Origin of the sequence: Yunchengibacter salinarum, from assembly GCF_037658235.1 — a bacterium.
In the GTDB taxonomy this organism is placed as follows: Bacteria; Pseudomonadota; Alphaproteobacteria; order Sphingomonadales; family Kordiimonadaceae; genus Yunchengibacter; species Yunchengibacter salinarum.
Window position 1 is genome coordinate 199,327 of sequence record NZ_JBBJLN010000006.1, and the last position, 19,423, is coordinate 218,749.

Consider the following 19,423-nt stretch of genomic DNA (forward strand, 5'->3'; position numbering starts at 1 on the left):
GTGGAAAATCAAGCCCGGTCCCCTTGTCGTGACCGCCCTGTGACGTCAGAGACGTGACACAGCATAGGCCGTTGGCCGACAAACGCCCGACCGGCCCTGAAAGTCACCAGCCCTGAAAACACATCTGCCGGGAGCAACCGCCCCCGGCAGACAAACGCTTCACGATCTGGCACGCATCAGATCACGATGGTCAGATCATCGATCTCGTCCTCGCCAATGCCGTTCAGTTGGATGAACTGGCCATCGCCCAGGTCGATGCGGGCGCCCAGGAAGCCATTGCTGTCAAAGGCATTCTCCGTGGCCTGGCGCACCGCCTCAACGCTGTCAAAGCCGTTCGTCAGGAAGCGCAGGTCGAGCACGTCCTCGTCGGCATCGAAGTCGGTGATCACATCCCGCCCCGGCGTGCCGCCGAAGATGAACTGATCGGCCCCGTTGCCGCCGGTGAGGGTGTCATTGCCCGGACCGCCCCAGAGCGTATCCGCCCCGTTGCCGCCATCGACCACGTCATCCCCGGCACCGTTAAAGATCACATCGGCACCGGTTCCGGCATTCAGGGTGTCATTCCCCGCGCCGCCATAGATCACGTCGTCATTATCCCCGGCATCCACATTGTCGTCACCGCGACCGGCCCCGATCACGTCATCCCCGGCGCCGCCGGTGAGGGTGTCGTTGCCATCGCCGTCACGGCCCGCGAACACGGCATCATTGCCCGCGCCCAGGTCCACGCGGTCATTGCCGCGACCGGTAACCACAAGATCGTCACCATCCCCAAGGCGGGCATCGTCATCCCCGTCCCCAAGGCGGATACGGTCCCCGCGAAGACTGCCGACCACCGTGTCGTTGCCGGTATTTTCCACCAGGTCCACAATGCGGTCATCCCCAAAGACCGGGGCATCCACACTGTCATCCAGGCCATCGCCCGTGTCGCTACCGGCCCCCGTGTTGCTACCCGTGTCGCCACCGGCACCACCGGCACCGGTATTGCCGCCGCCCGTGTTGCCGCCGCCGGAGCCGCCGCCGGAGCCACCACCCGTATCGGGCGTGGACGGCTGCGGCACATTGAAGGTGAGCGTATTGCCACTAACCGCAAAGGCACTGCCATCACTGACCGCAAAGCCGAGTGTCAGGCTGCCCCCCGGTTCGGCGGAACCGGTGTTCAACACCAGATTCCCCGCCGCGATTTCGGCGGCATCCACCACGGTGCCCGGCACCACAACGGCCCCGGAAAGTTCCAATCCGGCTGGCACCGTATCGATCCGAACCGACCGCAGGCTGTCGCCCTCATCACCGTCGTTGAAGCCGAAATCACCCAGCGAAAGCTTCAGCGTGGTGTCGCTGGAAATGGTGACCGCGCTATCGGTGCCCGTGGGTGATACATTGGTCTCGAACACCAGATTGTCGTTCAGCGCGGACAGGGCGGAAATATTGGCCCCCACCAGACGCAGGCTTTCATCCTGGCCCAGATCGATCACCAGATCGCCGCCGGTCTCCGTGGCTGCGTTCTGTACCGCCGTAAGATCGGTCAGGCCGTTTGCCGTGTTGGACAGGTCGATCACGTCCTCGCTTGCCACAAAGTCCGTGATCACGGCACTGGATGCGGCATCCGCCACGAAGGTATCGCCCCCTTCGCCGCCGGTGAGCGTGTCCGTACCGTCCCCGCCCGTCAGCGTATCGGCGCCGAACAGACCTTCCAGGGAATCGCGCCCGGCGCCGCCGGTCAGGGTGTCATCCCCGCCGCCGCCGGTCAGGGTGTCATCCCCGTCCGTGCCGGTTTCGGCCCGGCCCGGCTCGATGATCCCTGTCTCGGCCTCGGAAACCGCCGTGGAAAGGTTGCCGCCGGTGAAGCTGGTGGCCGCTCCGGCGCTGTCACCACTGGCCAGCGAGTTGGAGGCATCGCCCTGGGCCACATTGCTAACCTTGCCGATATTGAGCAGGGCATCGGCCCCGTCGGACTGGCTCGCCGCATTGCGGGTTTCCGCATTGACGCCGGAGATCACAGCCGCCGCGTCGTCGGATGCGGCGCTGGTGTCCGTGCCGCTATTGGTGCCCGTGGTTTCCACCACCCGCTTGGCCGTGGCACTGTCGGACAGGTCCACCGTCTGGCTGCTGTTGGCGGCGGTACTCACCTCGCCCGCAATGGCCTTGAAGGCTTCCGTCTGGGTGTCGCCGGCCCCGCCCGCGCCGGTGGCGGTGGACGCCGCCAGCTTGGCGGTGTTGAGCACTTCCGTACCCGCACTGAAGACGGCCTCACCATCCTCGTCGCCCTGAAGGGCCGCGGTAATCGGATCGAAGCTGGTCAGGGCCAGATCCGGGTTCAGGTTGAGCGCGGACTTCACCAGAGTCTCCGCCTCGCTGACCGTTACGCCGTCCTGCGCCGCCAATTCCACGATCAGGGTGGTGACCGGTGTGATAACGCTGGAGCCTGCCGGTGCCTTCAACACATCGGTAAAGGCGATATTGGTGGTCAGGTCCGTGGCGGCGGTGAGCGGATTGCCCTGATCATCCACCGGATGGCCGGGCAGGTCGTCCGCCACGGTGGTCAGATCCCCCACCATGAAGAGGTCGCCGCTGGCCGCACTGGGCATTTCAAACCGGCCCGCTTCATCCGAGAAGGTGAACACATCCGTACCCTCGTCGAACTGGCCGTTGCCATTGGCATCGGCAAAGACAAAGGCATTGGCGATGAAGCCATCCTGCGCCGAGTTGGCGGGCAGGTCGGTGACCGTCACATTGACGGACACGGTTTCCGCCGGGCCGTTTGCCGGGTCCACGGTGATGCCGAGCGCCACGGAGGGTTCGGTCTCGAAGTCCAGCGCGCGGCCATCCACCAGCTTGATATTGCCGCTGGCGTCCACTTCAAAGCGGTTGTCATCCAGCGTGATGGCATCCCCCGAAGCGGGCGCTTCACCGCCAATGGTGATGGTGCCCACATCGGCGCCCAGATCCCGTTCCTCCACATCCTGAAGGGCGACGGAAATACCGCCTTCGCCCTGAATGGTCACGGTGACCGTGCCGGTGCTGGTCTGAAGGCCGTCAGACACCGTGTAGTTGAAGGTATCCGTGGCCGTTTCGCCCACGCTCAGCCCGTTGAAGGCGCCGTTGGGATCATAGATCACGGCCCCCGTATCCGGGTCGACGCTGGCGGTGCCGCTGGTGCCCTCCAGGTCGAGAGACACGACGCTGAGCGGCTGGCCTTCCGGGTCGCTGTCATTGGCCGTCACATCGATGGATACGGTACCGCTTTCCGAGACGGAATCCGCGTCATCCGTGGCCGTGGGGGCCTGATTGTCGCTGTCGAGCTGGAACACACCATCGGCAAAGGCGATCTGCTCCACGTCGATCAACACGTCCGTGTCGCCGCGATCGTCGGTGACGGTAACGCTGTCGCCTTCAAAGGCAATGGTGAAAGCGCCGGAGTTCTGGGCGAAGACCGCCGTGTCATTACCAACGCCGCCATTGAGGGTATCCGCCCCGCGGCCACCGATCAGGCGATCGTCAAACGACCCGCCAAACAGGCTGTCATCGCCGGTGCCGCCCGTCAGCGTATCGTCATTGGCGCCGCCGCGAAGCGTGTCAGCCCCACTGCCGCCATCAAGACGGTCATTATCCAAACCACCATCAATGAGGTCATTCCCGGCATCGCCAAAGGCCAGGTCATTGCCGTCGCCGAGGCCGATCGTGTCATCGCCCGCGGCCCCGAACACCTGGTTCGCGCCCCCGTCGCCGATCACATCGTCGCCGTGCCGGGTACCCTGCACGTTTTCCACATTGATCAGGGTATCTGTGGTGCCGAAGCCATCGTCGGCGGTGCCATTGGCAAGCGACACGGTTACGCCGCCCGGCGCACCGGTGAAGGCCACCGTATCGCCGTTCACATCCGTGCCGCCGTCCAGCCTATCATTGCCGGCATCACCGCGCATGAAGTCGTCCCCGGCACCACCGGAGATGCTGTCATTGCCATCACCGCCAAAGGCGCTGTCAAAGGCACCGTCACCGGCGTCGATGAGATCATCCCCGCCATTGCCGGAGAGATTGTCGCTCCCCGCGCCGCCGGACAGGGTGTCATCCAGGCTGCCGCCGCTCAGCAGATCATCATCAGCGGTGCCCGCGAGGCTTTCACCCATGGGGGCCGCTTCCGGGGCGTCGGGCAGGACCAGATCGTCTTCCGACAGATCCGCCGCCGCAACGCCGCGAAGGGTGAGAGACTGGCCATTGCCATAATCCACCACCAGATCGCCATTGAAATCGCTGGATGCGGCCAGCAGACCGGCCAGATCGGTGAAGGGCACCGGCGCATCCCGCAGGTCCAGCGTGTCCTCGCCGGGCGTGAAGTCCATGATCACGTCATTGGCGAGGATGTTGTGAAGCTCGAAGCGATCACGACCCGCCCCGCCGGTCATGGTGTCGGCACCAAAGGCGGAGCCGTCGAACTCATCATCGCCGATGATGGTCTCGTTCCCGGCGCCGCCGACGATCACGTCATGGCCCGCGCCGCCTTCCAGTTCCGCAAAGGCGGACGGATTGTTGTTTGCACTCGCATCCAGTGTGTCGTCGCCGGCACCACCATTGGCAAACAGAACCTGATCCACATTGCCGGCGATAATCGCGTCATTGCCCGAACCGCCGAACAGATTGTCGCTGCCGCCCTGACCATAAAGGGTATCGTCACCGCCCTGGCCAAAGGCGAAGTCATCCCCGTTGGAGCCGACAAAATTGTCATTGCCGTCGGTGGCGGCCATGTTTTTGCCAAGGCGGAAATCCGCCGCCGACAGGTCTTCGAGCAGAACGCCTTGCAGGGTCAGGGAATTGCCATTGCCATAGTCAATGACCACATCGCCCCCCGCCTGGCTCATAAAGCCCTGAAGCTGCTCAAAGGTGAAGAAGGGCACGGATGCACTGGTCAGATCGACCCCATCCCCGCCCGGCGTGAAGTCCGTGATCACGTCATTGCCGTCGGTGGAATTGATCCTGAAGGTGTCGAAGCCGCCATTACCGGTGAGCGTATCGCTGCCCGCACCAAAGCCAGTGCCAATGTAATCGTCGTCGATAACGTCATGGCACGCGCCGCCGATCAACAGGTCATCACCGTCCCCACCATTCAGGTTCACACGGGTGGCGGAACCGGACGCATCCAGCGTGTCGTTTCCGGAATCACCGAACGCCGATTCACTCAAATCATCGGTATTGCCGGGCAGGATCAGGTCATTGCCGACCCCGCCACTCAGGTTATCCCTACCGCCTTCGCCCAGCAGGGTGTCATCCCCGGCACCGCCCTCAATGTCATCGTCGCCATTGCTGCCGATCAGCCGATCATTGCCCCCATTGCCTCGGATGTCGTCATCCGCGAGGCTGCCGGTCAGGGTCTCCCCGTCATCATTGCCGATCACCAGATTCTTGCCGAACCGGAAGTCCGCCTCGCTCAGATTGGACAGGGCCACATTCTTCAGGGTCAGGGTTTCGCCATTGCCATAGTCAATGACAATATCATTGCCTGTTTGGGTGGCCGCGTTCAGCAGTTCCTGCAGGTTGAAGAAGGGGGCATTTGCATCCGTGAAGTCGATCCGATCCGCGCCAGGCGTGAAATCCGTGATCACATCGCTTGCCAGAATGCTCGCAAGCTGGAAAGTGTCGTCGCCGCCAAGCCCCGTGAGCGTGTCGGCCCCGACGCCGCCATCGAGGGCCTCGTCCCGAATAAAGTCGCTTTGGGCGCTGCCGAGGATACGGTCGCTGCCGTCCCCGCCGGACAGGAAACCGCCTTCGGTGGCAAGGGAGCCATCGACGGTATCATTGCCGTCACCGCCGAACGCACTGGCCCGGCCCCGACCTGTGATCAACAGGTCATTGCCGCGCCCGCCGCTCAGGTGATCGTCTCCCTCTTCGCCGGAGAGCGTGTCATTGCCCCCGTCACCCCGAAGATCATCCGCGCCGGAACCGCCAAAGAGCGCATCATCGCCCTCACGGCCATAAAGGTCGTCTTCCCCGTCCAGCCCGCGCAGAATATCATTGCCGTCAGCACCGCGAATGGTGTCGTCGCCATTGCTGCCGGTCAGTGTGTCATCGCGACTGGTGCCATCAAGATCAAGGCCCAGAGACACATCGCCTTCCCTCAAATCGGCCAGCGCCACGCCTTTCAGGGTCAGGGTTTGGCCATGGCCGAAATCGACCACCGTGTCGCCATTGCTCTCGCTGGAAATAGCCTTCAGCCCGTCCAGGGTGAACACACCGAGATTGGCACTGACATGGGTCAGGTCCAGCGTGTCCAGGCCCGGCGTGAAATCAGTGATCACGTCGCTGGAGGCGATGTTGTTGATCAGGAACACGTCCGCATCGCCGCCCCCGGTGAGCGTATCATCGCCGTTATGAACCTGGGTCCGGTATTCCGCCTGGTCGCCGCTCAGGGTGTCGCGCCCCTGGCCCCCGATGATCACATCATCGCCGCCGTCGCCGTCCAGGCGGTTTCTGGTTACGGAATTGCTGGCATCCAGCGTGTCATTGCCAAGGCCGCCATCGGCTTCTTCCCGGAAGCTGTCCGTGTCATTGTTGCCCGGCAAGAGCAGATCATTGCCGTCCCCGCCTTGCAGGAAGTCCCGCCCGGCACCGCCGCGAAGGGTGTCATCACCGCCGGAACCGAACAGATTGTCGTCGCCCGGCGTGCCGGTCACAGCCTCATTGTCGCCATTGCCGTTGAAATCCAGGCCCAGCCCGTCGAAATCATCTTCGGAAAGTTCGTCAATGGTCACGCCGCGCAGGGTCAGGCTACCGCCCGCCGCATGGGCGATGACCACATCATCTCCAACTTGCGTCATGGTCTCCCGCAGGGCGTCAAAGGTGTAAACGCCCGTCAGGATGTTATTGAAATCAATTTCGTCCGTGCCAGGCGTGAAATCCGTGATCACATCATGGCCGAAAGGGGAGAAGATGCGGAAGTGCGCGTCTCCGCCGCCGCCCGTGAGCGTATCGTCACCGGATTGCGCCTCGGTGGCCTTATAGGGGTCGTCATCAATGGTGGAATGCCCCCCATCTCCGCCGATGATCACATCATCCCCGGCGCCGCCCGCCAACTGGCTGTTGGCGTGGTCGATGGCGTTTCCGGCCGTGATGGTGTCATTGCCGTCACCACCGGCCGCGAACTCGAAGCTGTCATGATTGCCGGTGTCGATCCGGTCATTGCCCGCGCCGGCGAAAATTTCATCGCCGCCGGAGCCGCCGCGCAGGTCATCATTGCCGCCGGAGCCACTGATCGTATCGTCGCCGCCAAGACCCATAATGGTGTCCTGGCCCTCGCCCCCCACAAGGCTGTCGTCCCCTACGGTGCCTTCGATCACCTGATCCTGATTGCCGCCCTGGAAGCTGGTGTCGAAAATGAAATCATCGGCGCGCAGGTCATCGGCATTCACATCCTGAAGGGTCAAGGTGTGCGAACGGCCCTGATCGTCCGTGCCAAGATGAATGACCACGTTCGTGCCATCCTGCTCGGCGTTGCCCAGAAGGCCGTCAAGATCCACAAAGGGCACATCGGTTTCACCGAAATCCACACGGTCCTGGCCCGGCGTGAAATCGGTGATGGTGTCACTGCCGCCCCCGTCGCGCACCAGGAACACATCAAAGCCCGCATCACCGGTCAGCCGGTCGGCGCCCGCGCCGCCATCAAGCGTGTCATCCCCGTCACCACCGGAAAGGGTATCGCTATTGCCGCCCCCGAACAGCAGATCGTGGCCGCCACCCCCGTTGATGACATCATGATTTCCGCCGCCTGAGAGGGTGTCGTTGCCCCCGGCGCCGTCAATGCTGTCAAAACCCAGTGTCCCGAAAAGCTGATCGTCCGATGCCGTGCCGATGATATCCATGAAAGCCCCCTGCGGATAGAGTCGTCGCTACAATCTTAAAGCGCGAAAAACGCGAAAGTCGTATATTCGTTCAGGGGGTCTATATTGCAATCAAAACCGAAGGGTATTTTATGAAATATATTTAAGTTACTGTTTTAAATAATTTTTTCTGAAATGAAATTTTTGTTATCGCCACAAAGGATTGATTATTCACGCGCAGATGAAATAGTTAATATATAATTATACAATTTTTAATTTAATATCACTTTATACAGATTTTATTTCCGGTCGCATGATGGCGCCGCGAAGCACAGTGGGCCGCCCACCCCAAAGGCGCGCGGTCAGGGCCCCACAGCGGCACGGGGCAGCCCGCCTGCCCTGCCCTGTGCCATGGAAGATAACCGGCTCAAGGTGGGCGCGGTCATTCCGCCGCGCGGGCGGGGGCGGGGTCCGGGTTTTTGAAGGCGGCGAGTTTTTCTTCCATTTCCGGCAGGGTCCGGGCGACGCTTTCCTCCTTCACCGGGCCGAAGCCGCGAATCTGGTCGGGGAAGCTGGCCAGGTCCACAGCCGCATCCCGGTTGCCCGCCGTCAGGTTTTCAAGAATGGCGGCCACCACCGCTTCATAGCGGCGGATCAATGCCCGCTCCATGCGGCGTTCCTGTGTATAGCCGAACAGGTCCAGCTTCGTGCCGCGCAGGCGGCGCATGGCGGCGAGGGGCCGGAACAGCAGCCGCACCCACGGACCAAAGGCGCGCTTTTTCGGGCGGCCCTGGGCATCCTTGGCGCGGGACAGCAGCGGCGGCGCCATATGGTGCCGGATGGTATAGTCGCCGGTGAAGGTATCCGCGATGGCCTTGCGGAAATGGTCGCTCAGATGCAGGCGGGCCACTTCATATTCATCCTTATAGGCCATCAGCTTGAAATAATAACGGGCGACGGCCTGTGTCAGCTTGCGGTCATGGAAGCCAAGCGCGGCTTCTCGTGAGCGCACCTGCTCCACCAGCACGCGATAGGTTTCGGCATAATCCCGGTCCTGATAATCGGTCAGAAAATCGGCGCGCCGGTTCACCATGGCGTCCAGGTCTTCCGCGTCGCTGACCGTCTCCGGCGCGCCGAAAGCAGCCTCATACACGGCTTCCGGGTCCACAAAGGCCAGCCGGCCCAGCGCAAAGGCGGTGCGGTTCCTGTCCACCGCCACGCCGTTCAGCTCAATGGCCCGATCCAGGCTTTCCAGCCCCACCGGCAGCAGGCCCGCCTGCGTGGCATAGCCCATCATCATCATATTGGCGAAGACGGTATCGCCCATCAGCGCTTCCGCCAGCCGGTTGGCGGCGATCACATTCATGCCCTCCGCCCCGGTGGCGCGCTTCAATTTTTCAAGGCGCAGATCCTTGTGCATGTCCGCGTCCCGGTCCTGCACATAATCGGCGGTGGGGATTTCCGTGCCATTGACCACCAGCTTCGTGCGGCCCGGCCGCATCACATTGAGCGCCTTCTGCTCGCTCGCCACCACCAGGTCGCAGGCGATCACCGCATCCGCCTGGCCCGTATCGGTGCGCACCTGGGTGAGCGCATCGGGGCTTTCGCCCACCCGCACATAGGTCAGCACCGCGCCGCCCTTCTGGGCAAAGCCCATAAAGTCCAGCACGCTGGCGCCCTTGCCTTCCAGATGGGCGGCCATGGTGATCACCTGCCCCACCGTGACCACGCCGGTTCCGCCCACACCCGCCACCAGCATGTCATAAAGTCTGGAAACGCCCGGCACATCAGGCACGGGCAGGTCATCGAAGCGGGCGGAAAGGCGCTCGATCGCGCTTTGGTCGGAGCCTTTCTTCAACGCGCCGCCCTCCACGGTCACGAAGCTGGGGCAAAAACCCTTCAGGCAGCTATAATCCTTGTTGCAGCTCGACTGGTCGATCTGGCGCTTGCGGCCGAACGGGGTTTCCTTCGGCACCACGGACAGGCAGTTGGACTGCACCGAGCAGTCGCCGCAGCCCTCGCACACCAGATCATTGATGAAGACCCGTTTCGCCGGATCGGGATAGGTGCCGCGCTTGCGCCGACGGCGCTTTTCCGCCGCGCAGGCCTGATCGTAAATCAAGACGGTCACGCCCGGAATGTCCCGCAGTTCCCGCTGCACATCGTCCAGTTCGTCCCGGTGATGGATGGTGACGCCGCGCGGGAAGTGGAAGCCATTGTTATATTTTTCCGGCTCGTCCGACAGCACGGCGATACGGTCCACCCCCTCGGCGCGCACCTGATTGGCGATGCCGTCCACGGTGATCTGGCCGTCCACGGGCTGGCCGCCGGTCATGGCCACCGCATCATTGAACAGGATTTTGTAGGTGATGTTGGTGCCCGCGGCGATGGCCTGGCGTATGGCCATGCTGCCGGAGTGGAAATAGGTGCCCTCGCCCAGATTCTGGAACACATGGCCCTTGCCGGTGAAGGTGGACTTGCCCAGCCAGTTGACACCCTCGCCCCCCATCTGGATCAGGCTGTCCGTATCCCAGTTCATCCAGCTTGCCATGAAGTGGCAGCCGATCCCGGCGAGCGCGTGGCTGCCTTCCGGCACATGGGTGGAGGTGTTGTGCGGGCAGCCGGAGCAGAAATAGGGCAGCCGCTTCACGCCGCCGATCTCGGCCTCCGGGTGCAGGTCGGCGTCCAGCTTTTCCAAAAGCTCGCGGAAGCTGCCCTCCCCCAGCAGGCGTTCCAGCCGCCGGGCGATAAGGGGGGCCAGAAGGCTGGGGCTCAACTCCCCGGTCCAGGGGATCAACGGCTCGCCCGCCTCGTCATATTTGCCGATCACGCGGCCCGGCTTGTCGCCGGGCAGGTCGTACAGGAATTCCTTGATCTGGCTCTCGATGATGCCGCGCTTTTCCTCCACGACAACCACTTCCTGCTTGCCCTCCAGAAAGCGCAGCATCCCCGCCGTTTCCAGCGGCCAGACCATGCCCACCTTGTAAATGTCGATGCCCAGTTCCCGGCAACGGGCCGCATCCAGCCCCAGATAGGTGAGCGCGGCCATCAGGTCCAGATGGCCCTTGCCGGTGGTGACGATACCGAAGCGGGCCTCGTCCAGCCCGTACACGGTGCGATCGATCGGGTTGGCGCGGGCGAATGCACGCACGGCTTCCACCTTGTGCACCAGGCGCGCTTCGATCTGCGGCCCCGGCAGGTCCGGCCAGCGATAGTGCAGGCCATCCGGCGGCGGGGTGAAATCGTCCGGCGTGGTAAAGGCGGGCAGGTCCGGCACGTCCACGGTCATGCCGCTTTCCACGGTTTCCGAAATGGCCTTAAACCCCACCCAGGTCCCGGAAAAGCGGCTGAGGGCGAAGCCGTACAGCCCGAACTCCAGATATTCCTGCACATTGGCCGGGTTCAGCACCGGCATGAACCAGGCCATGAAGGCCACGTCCGACTGGTGCGACATGGAGGAGGAGACGCAGCCATGATCATCCCCCGCCACCACCAGCACGCCGCCATGGGGGCTGGAGCCATAGGCATTGCCGTGCTTCAGCGCGTCGCCGGAGCGGTCCACCCCCGGCCCCTTGCCATACCAGATGGAAAAGACGCCCTGTACCTCCCGGTTCGGGGCCGTTTCCACCTGCTGGGTGCCGAGAATGGCGGTGGCGGCCAGATCCTCATTGATGGCGGGCTGGAAGGTGATGTCATAATCATCCAGCAGACGCCCCGCCCGCCATAGCTGCTGGTCATAGCCGCCAAGCGGCGACCCGCGATAGCCGGAAATGAAGCCCGCCGTGTTCAGGCCGCGGGCCTTGTCGGCGGCCCGCTGCATCAGCGGCAGGCGCGCCAGCGCCTGCGTGCCGGTCAGAAAGACCCGCTTGCGGTCCAGGTTGAACCGGTCCTCAAGCCTATAATCCAGCAGCCCGGTTCCATCGCGGCGGTCGGTCATGGTGCACCCTCCTTCAATCCTCTGGCCAGTCTATCCCGAATGGCGGGAAAAGGGTGTGCATTCCAACACGCTTGGCGGTGGATATATGAATGATCCTTCCATATAATAATGAAATTCGATGGAAATTGATCACAAGGGGCCGGTGATGACAGAGACCATCCACAATCTGGACGACACGGATCGCCGCCTGCTCGCCTGCCTTCAGGAAAACGGGCGGCTTACCAATCAGGAACTGGCGGAAGCGGCCAACACATCCCCCGCCACCTGTTCCCGCCGCCTGAAGGCGCTGGAACAGGCCGGCGTGATCCGCCGCCATACCGTGCTGCTGGACCGGGAAAAACTCGGCGTGTCGCTCTGCGCCATCGTGCAGATCAGCCTGATCCGCCACGGCGCGGTGGACGTGGCCGCCGTGGAAGACGCCATCTGCGCCCACCCGCAGGTGCAGGAATGCTATGCCGCCAGCGGCGACGCCGACATCATCATGCGCGTGGTGGCCCACGATATCGCCAGCTATAACCGCTTCCTGGAAGATGTGTTGTTTCCCATGGAAGGCGTTTCGCAGGTGCGCAGCAATATCGTCCTCAGGGAGTTGAAATACGAGGTGGCATTGCCTGTGTGAGCAGCCCCACCTCCAGGTTCAGGGCGCATGGCCGACAACAACATTTAGGATCGCGGCAAAGGGCGGCGAAGAAATTTTGAGCCAGCTAATAGACGCGATCCCTCGGCAAGCACAAAAACAACAGGGCTGAAGAAAGCATCTGTCAGAGCACAGATTGGGACGGCCCACCTGACGGGCAAGCACCCGACCGCCTCTCCGTACTACCTTTTTTTGTACCGGGGCACGGTTCTGAGACAACGCGTTGCGCTGGTTAGGCCGCCATTTTAACCCCCGTGGCGGCTTCGGGTTCAAGGGCTTTTTGCTCGGCCCTGATCTGATCGGGTGTTTTGTACCCGTAACGCTGCCGTAGCCATGAGGCATTGTATTCGGCCGCAAAGCTGGCCAGCGCCTGCCGCAAGTCTTCGACGGTCTCGAAGTATTGCACCCAGAGCAGCTGCTCCTTGAGGGTGCGGATGGCGCGTTCGGCCACGCCGTTGCCCTCGGGCTGCCGGACGAAGGCCGGTGAACTGACGATGCCGAAGCATTCGATCTCGCGTCGGAAGTCGTGCGCCATGTAGTTCGAGCCGTGGTCGTGGCGCAGGATCAGGCCCTTGGCCACGTTCGGCCCCACGCCGCCGAAGTGGCGGGTGACGCCTTGCCGGACCGGCTCCAGGGCCTCCCACCGGCTTGCGCTTGATGAGGCATGGGTGTCGATGAACTCACCCGAGCAATGATCGACCGCGATGAACACATAGGCGCGCCCCTCACCAGTGGTGACCGTCTGGGTCATATCGGTCCCCCAGACCTCATCGACCCTGTCGGTTGGGCATCGCGCTGGACAGGGCGCTGCGGTGCGAGCAGGTTGTTCTCGTTCATGACACGCCGGACCCGGCGCGCGGCTGTGCGCACGCCCTTGGCCCGCAGTCGCGCCCAGACTTTACGGTAGCCCTCGCCGGAAAACGGCGAGGCGGCGATGACCGCCTCAATGTGGATCAGCAACTCGGCGTCATTACACGCGCCCTGCGGCCCCCGCCGCTTCGGAGCACGACCCACATTGGCGGCCTCGACGCCATCTGTCGCAGCACGATGCCGGTAGACTGTCGCCCGGGGCACACCCCAGATCCTGCAGACGCGGGACATGCCAAAGCGGCGGTGCGTGGAGATCGAATGCGCCCGGCTCATCTCTTCGACCTCCGCCGGGCCAAAGGGCGGCCGCCCTCCAGCTTGTCGATCCTGGCGTAGAGCAACTCGTTGTCCATGGTGATCTCTCCCACCTTGGCCTTGAGCCGCGCGATCTCGTCATCACGCCCGTCGCGTTCGCGCTCCTTGAGCGCGCTTTCCGCCCCCATCAGGACCTTGTCGCGCCACTTTGTCAGGCGGTGGACGGGAACGTTCTCCTCCCGAGAGACCGCCTCCAGACTCTCCCCGCGAAGCAACCGTTGCACCACCGCCAGCTTCCGCTTCGCAGAAAACCGCTTGATGCCACCGGCCACGGCCTCGCCGTCGCCAGCGTGATGAGCGCGCGACGACGAGGCCGTGGCCTCCGTCCCGCCAGGTGTCGAGCTGTTCTTGTCGTCCATATCCTATTCTCCTTCGCTCGGAAAATAGCGCTGCGAACTGTCTCAAGAAACCGTGCCCCAACCCAGTACTACCTTTTTTCAACAGGAGCACAGCAAGGCGGCTTGACCGCTGAGCTATCCATTCGCAGGTCGGCGGGGTGGTCGGCCGGTCGAGGCCAAAACCTGAAAATTTTAGTGGCGCTCTAAAGGTTTGACATCGCCATAAAAGATTAGTTCAGGTTTTTCGTAAAATTATTTTTGTAATATTATTTCTAGAAATATAGTTAACGTATATAATGTAAGATTTTGACAAGATTTCCAAAAAAGTGTATTTATGATATTTTGTTTAAAATTACACAACTTTAAAAGTTAAATATATTGATCAATATTATTATAAAGTGTTTTGACGTCAATGTGACGTCAATGTGACGTCAATGTGACGTCTAATAGACGTCACATTGACATAGATTTTATCAAATTTATTTAAAATTAGAATGAATTGTATTTTTTCACACTTCACACGCAGGCATTTTGACGAAAAAAAGCTGGAAATTTTTTTGCATTTATGACTTTATTTCAACAAAAAATAGCATATAAAAATCAGTGATACTAAAAATAAAATTTTATAAGCCTGAAGCCTAAACTCATAGGTTTATCATACTGAAAGTATTTTTTTGCTATTTTTTGATGTGTTTTTGCCCTTGGGGCTGAAGCGTGTCCACTTTCGAGAAAGCGCTTTCAAATTTTCAAACCCTGAAGCGTGTTAAGGTAAAGAAACGAAATGACCATAATTTTCGCCAATTACCCTGAAGCGTCCGTGGGACCATTAGATGCAAAAACCCTGAAGCGTCCGCCCCCATTTGGTCCATATGCACCGTTAATAAAACGAGCCCTATAAAAAGTAAGTTTTTCTAATCTTTAAGGTCGGGCAGCCGTGCGCGCTTGAAAAACGCCGATCTAGAGCACATTTCTCTGAATTTGAATCGCTTTAAGGGATTCCCATTGGTGCCGACCCGTGATTCTGTATGTTGAGGCAAATCGGGAGGCAGATATGGGACGGTGGTACGGCTTGGACCTTCGGCAGCGTGTGATTGCGGCGATTGATGGAGGTATGTCGGCCCGAGCGGCTGCCATGCGGTTTTCAGTGGCGCCGTCTACGGCGATCCGTTGGCACGCTCAATGGCGCAGCCGAGGCTCGGTGGCGCCGGCGCCGCAGGGTCAGCCCCGTGGGTCCCGTCTGGACGCCCATGCAGTCTTCCTGTTCGGCTTGATCGAGGGGCGCAAGGACATCACGCTGTACGAAATGGTCGAAGCGCTGGAAGCCGACCGCGATCTCCGGGTAGCCCGGTCCACCTTGTGGAAATTTCTGAACCGGCACGGCTGGACATTTAAAAAAAGACCGCGCACGCGAGCGAGCAGCAGCGCCCTGACGTCCTTAGTCGGCGCCAGGCCTGGTTCGACGCGCAACCGGATTTGGACCCGGAGCGGCTGATCTTCATCGACGAGACCGGCGCATCAACAAAGATGGCCCGCCTGCGCGGGCGAGCGCCGAAGGGAGAGCGGTGCCGCGCATCGGTCCCGCACGGCCATTGGAAAACAACCACCTTCACGGTTGGCCTTCGGCTCGGCGGCTTGGACGCGCCCATGCTCCTGGACGGTCCGATGAACGGACCCGCCTTCCTCGCTTATGTGCGCCAGGTGCTCGTGCCAACGCTCAAGCCCGACGATGTGGTGGTGATGGATAACCTGCCAGCTCACAAGGTCTTTAGCGTGCGCCAGGCCATCGAAGAGGCAGGGGCAAGACTTCTTTATCTTCCGCCCTATTCGCCCGACTTCAATCCCATCGAACTCGCCTTCTCGAAGCTCAAGGCCCTCCTGCGAAAGGCAACCGCACGAACTGTCGACGAGCTTTGGGATACAGTCGCTGACTGCCTCGGCGCCTTCACGCCAGATGAATGCATCAACTACTTCGCCGCCGCAGGATAGGATCTGGATTAAAGTGAATCTGCTCTAGGCTCAGGTCAGTCTAAGCCGTGTTTTCCCGAAGCCACTCTTCAAGGCGATCGAACGTAAATTCACGAGCCTCCAGGCGACCGATAATAAAACGGAAGATATCGTCAGGCGCAGCCGTGATGCGAAGGCCGTTGATCGCCAGGAAGGTGTAGGTGACGGCAAAGGCCGTGCGCTTGTTTCCGTCCACGAAGGGGTGGTTCTGCGCCATGCTCTCCCAAAGCGCGGCAGCCTGTGCAATTTCATCCTCATAGTAGCCGGTCTGCGGACGAAAAAGAGCCGCTTCCAGCAACCCCATATCCCGTATGCCGTCGCTACCGCCATAGCGGGAGATCTGATCGGCGTGGATGCTGAGAACCTCGATGAGGGTCAGATGATCTGTCATGCCCGTCATCATGCCCGTCATTCAGCCAGCTTCTTGTAAAGGGAGGCATAGCTGTCATGGCTGGCCTGGTAAGCGGTCATGACATGGGGGCGGGGCCGAGCCTGTTTACGCTTCTCAATCAGGTCTTCGAGCGCTTCCCCAACAAGAGCCTGGAGCTGCCGCCCTTCGCTTTCGGCGATATCGCGTACGGTGGCCAATACCTCGGCATCCACCTGGGTTGCGAACTTCTCTCGGGTCTTGCCGGTCATAACGATCCTCCCATTTCCAGGCCCGCTCGATTGCGGGGCGTCATTGTGTATCATGATATATCATGAAACGTCAAGTTACCGCTGGCAAAGAGGCTTGCGGAAAAGGAGGGATAGTCAGTGGCAACCCCCTAAGGGGAGGGCTCTTTACGTGCCCGATCAAAACCCGGTCAAGAAAGGGTGGGGCGATAAGCGTATGTTTTCGGATTGCTTTTTCTGATCATGCTTTTGATGTGCGATGAGTGACCAAAAATGGATCAAGAACCGTTTTGCCCATCTGAAAACCCCCTTTTACGGGTCCTGAGCCTTAAAGCAATAAGGCCTTCTCTCAGTTGCGGCCTGCGGTGAATAACGCCGCTATTCACCGCAAAATTTGCGATGAAAAGTTTGCGCCTGCGGCGATTAGGAGGCATAATCACCGTAGGAGGTGCGGCGAATATGCTCTTTATTCACGAGAATCCAGATTGGCCAGAGTTAACCTGGGACAGCAATGAACTGTCATCTGGACTTGCTGCGTTGCGCTATCGTGAAGGGCAACTGGTAGGCCGAATGCAGGGCCTTGGCTTTGACCTCAGACAGGAAGCGAGCCTCAAGGCGTTGACCGATGATGTGGTCAAATCGTCAGCGATTGAAGGCGAAAACCTCAATCCTGACGAGGTCCGATCGTCAATCGCGCGCCGCCTCGGCCTCGACGTCGGAGGCCTCGTTACATCAAGCAGGGACGTGGAAGGTATCGTAGAGATGATGCTCGATGCGACCCAAAAGTTTGCAGAGCCGCTGACATACGAACGCCTGTTCGACTGGCACGCCGCCCTGTTCCCCACAGGCCGCAGCGGAATGCAGAAGATAACCGTCGGAAACTGGCGTCCAGAAGAGACTGGTGCGATGCAAGTCGTCTCTGGACCTTACGGGCGGGAGAAGGTTCATTTCGAAGCCCCCGCCGCCGAAAGGCTGCAAACCGAAATGGACAGGTTTCTGAAGTGGTTCAACACGCCCTCACCAACTGACCCGCTATTGCGAGCCGGAATCGCTCATTTCTGGTTTGTGACGATTCACCCATTTGAGGATGGGAATGGTCGGATTGCGCGCGCAATCGCGGACATGTCGCTTGCGCGCGCAGATGGGAGCCAAGAGCGATTCTACAGTATGACGGCCCAGATCGAGGATGAGCGGAAAGACTATTATGATCGGCTCGAAGCGCAGCAGCGAAACGGACTTGATATCACGCCTTGGCTAATCTGGTTTCTTGATTGCTTGGGCCGTGCCTTTGACAGAGCCGAAGAAACTTTAGAGGCGGTACTCTACAAAGCCAAGCTCTGGGATAAGGCCAAACGTCATCCTGTAAATGAGCGGCAAAGGCTCGTCATCAATCGGATGCTTGAAGATGGCTGGCAAGGCCACATGAGCACGTCCAAGTACGCCAAGCTTGCGAAGTGCTCAAATGACACCGCCTTGCGCGACATTCGCGCGCTAATCGAAACGGGCGTTCTGCTGCAGAATTCAGGCGGGGGACGAAGCACGAGCTACAGACTGGCTGGAACCGCCGAGCTTTAGCCTGAATTCACTGATGGCCTTCAGTGAAGCGCTGCTCGCTTCCTCGCGCTCGACCTTGAACGCCTGCTCCGAGAAGGAGCGACCGCTAAAAAGCGAGGTGCGAATCAGCTTTTAAAGCTCATATCTAGCCGCTAATACGCTATAATAGCCGATATAAGAAATTTTAAGGAGAGGTGACGTGAAGCAGAAAATCACCTACAGCACACGCCAGGCCGTTGGGCAGATCGGCAAGGATTTGAACGTGGCACGGCGCAAGAGGCGCCTGAGCCAAAGAGATATGGCCGCCAAAATGGGCGTGTCGATTAGCACCGTCCGACGCCTGGAAGCTGGCGACACCGGGATCTCGATTGGCGTGCTGGGCATGGCCTTCCTGGCCTTGGGCGAAATCCGACGCTTCCGGGATGTTGTCGCTCCGAACCGGGATGAGGTCGGCCTCATGAGCGACGAGCACCACTTGCCTCAAAGGGTTCGCAGGAAGAAAAGGCGACCGCCTTCTTCCAGTTCAGAGGAGGGGGAGGTGAAGCCTGGAAGCCGACCGGTGCCACCCAACAAAGAAAAGGGCGAGATTGGCATGGGGTTTTAAAGGTGGAGCTTTCATAACACTGAGAGTGTCCGATCTTTTGTGTATCTGTGATCTGGTCCATGTTTCCTGAAAGGAGCAAGGACGATGACAATTTCCAAGGACCTGCTGGACGATCTTTTGAAGGGCTGCGATCGGCCTGAGGATCTGCTTGGCGATGCCGGGCTGATGAAGGAGCTCAAGATCAAGCTGATGGAGCGGATGCTGGGCGCCGAGCTGACCGCGCATCTTGGCTATGAGGATGGCAAGGATGCGCCGGCGGAGCAGGCCAACCGGCGCAACGGATCGTCTTCCAAGGAACTGAAGGGCCAGGACGGGGCGCTGCCAATCTCCGTGCCGCGTGACCGCGACGGCAGTTTCGAGCCTGAACTGGTCAAGAAAGGTCAGACCCGGATCGATGGGATCGACGACAAGATTGTCGGCCTTTATGCCGCTGGCCTGACGGTCCGTGACATCCGTGCGCACCTTGAAGATGTCTATGGCTTGCAAGTGTCGCCCGATCTGATCAGCCGCGTTACAGATGCCGTTCTGGATGAGGTCCGCGAATGGCAGAGCCGTGCGCTGGACCGGATGTATCCTATCGTGATCTTCGATGCGCTGCGGGTGAAAATCCGGGATGCCGACAGCCGGAGGGACTATCCTGAATTTTGTGCTCTGGCGTGGTAACGGTTCTGAAAAGGAGACCACGAATGAGCATCGACAAAGACCTTTTGGACAAGCTGATGGAAGGCCGGTCAGCCGGCGATCTGT

8 protein-coding genes and 2 pseudogenes are annotated in these 19,423 nt (G+C 60.4%); 5 read left to right on the plus strand and 5 right to left on the minus strand.

What is annotated here, in order from left to right; translation table 11 throughout:
• Positions 1-176: 176 nt before the first annotated feature.
• Together WGH93_RS08645 and WGH93_RS08650 are read right to left on the minus strand one after the other, a co-directional pair.
• Positions 177-7,847: a beta strand repeat-containing protein gene (locus WGH93_RS08645; RefSeq protein ID WP_374764480.1), complete on the minus strand. Its 7,671-nt coding sequence runs from the start codon at positions 7,845-7,847 to the stop codon at positions 177-179.
• A 400-nt stretch (positions 7,848-8,247) separates the two neighbouring features.
• Positions 8,248-11,742, minus strand: coding sequence for an indolepyruvate ferredoxin oxidoreductase family protein (locus tag WGH93_RS08650; protein WP_374764481.1), 3,495 nt, complete (start codon positions 11,740-11,742; stop codon positions 8,248-8,250).
• Positions 11,743-11,887: 145 nt separating this feature from the next.
• On the opposite strand from WGH93_RS08650, the gene WGH93_RS08655 reads away from it, so the two are divergent.
• Positions 11,888-12,361: an Lrp/AsnC family transcriptional regulator gene (locus WGH93_RS08655; RefSeq protein WP_374764482.1), complete on the plus strand. Its 474-nt coding sequence runs from the start codon at positions 11,888-11,890 to the stop codon at positions 12,359-12,361.
• A gap of 250 nt (positions 12,362-12,611) precedes the next feature.
• On the opposite strand, the pseudogene WGH93_RS08660 reads toward WGH93_RS08655, so the two are convergent.
• Positions 12,612-13,920 (minus strand): annotated as a pseudogene (locus WGH93_RS08660) (IS3 family transposase).
• Between the two features lie 1,030 nt (positions 13,921-14,950).
• Between WGH93_RS08660 and WGH93_RS08665 the strand changes: the two are divergent.
• Positions 14,951-15,885 (plus strand): IS630 family transposase gene (locus WGH93_RS08665; protein ID WP_374764483.1). Its coding sequence is split into 2 segments (ribosomal slippage): positions 14,951-15,290 and positions 15,290-15,885, totalling 936 coding nucleotides; the frame shifts between segments, so codons are not numbered across the junction.
• 40 nt (positions 15,886-15,925) lie between these two features.
• Here WGH93_RS08665 and WGH93_RS08670 read toward each other — a convergent pair.
• Together WGH93_RS08670 and WGH93_RS08675 are read right to left on the minus strand one after the other, a co-directional pair.
• Entirely contained in the window at positions 15,926-16,294 is a 369-nt protein-coding gene (locus WGH93_RS08670; protein ID WP_374764489.1) for a type II toxin-antitoxin system death-on-curing family toxin, read from the minus strand.
• A 17-nt stretch (positions 16,295-16,311) separates the two neighbouring features.
• Positions 16,312-16,542: a hypothetical protein gene (locus WGH93_RS08675; protein ID WP_374764484.1), complete on the minus strand. Its 231-nt coding sequence runs from the start codon at positions 16,540-16,542 to the stop codon at positions 16,312-16,314.
• Between the two features lie 435 nt (positions 16,543-16,977).
• Here WGH93_RS08675 and WGH93_RS08680 point away from each other — a divergent pair, with 435 nt between their 5' ends.
• The 3 genes and pseudogenes from WGH93_RS08680 to WGH93_RS08690 all read left to right on the plus strand — a co-directional run.
• A complete protein-coding gene (locus WGH93_RS08680; RefSeq protein ID WP_374764485.1) occupies positions 16,978-18,093 on the plus strand; it encodes a Fic family protein in 1,116 nt (371 codons plus the stop codon).
• A gap of 178 nt (positions 18,094-18,271) precedes the next feature.
• Complete coding sequence (locus tag WGH93_RS08685) at positions 18,272-18,676, plus strand: helix-turn-helix domain-containing protein (protein ID WP_374764486.1); 405 nt, start codon at positions 18,272-18,274, stop codon at positions 18,674-18,676.
• 84 nt (positions 18,677-18,760) lie between these two features.
• Positions 18,761-19,303: pseudogene (locus WGH93_RS08690) on the plus strand (transposase); the annotation flags it as partial.
• Positions 19,304-19,423: the final 120 nt, after the last annotated feature.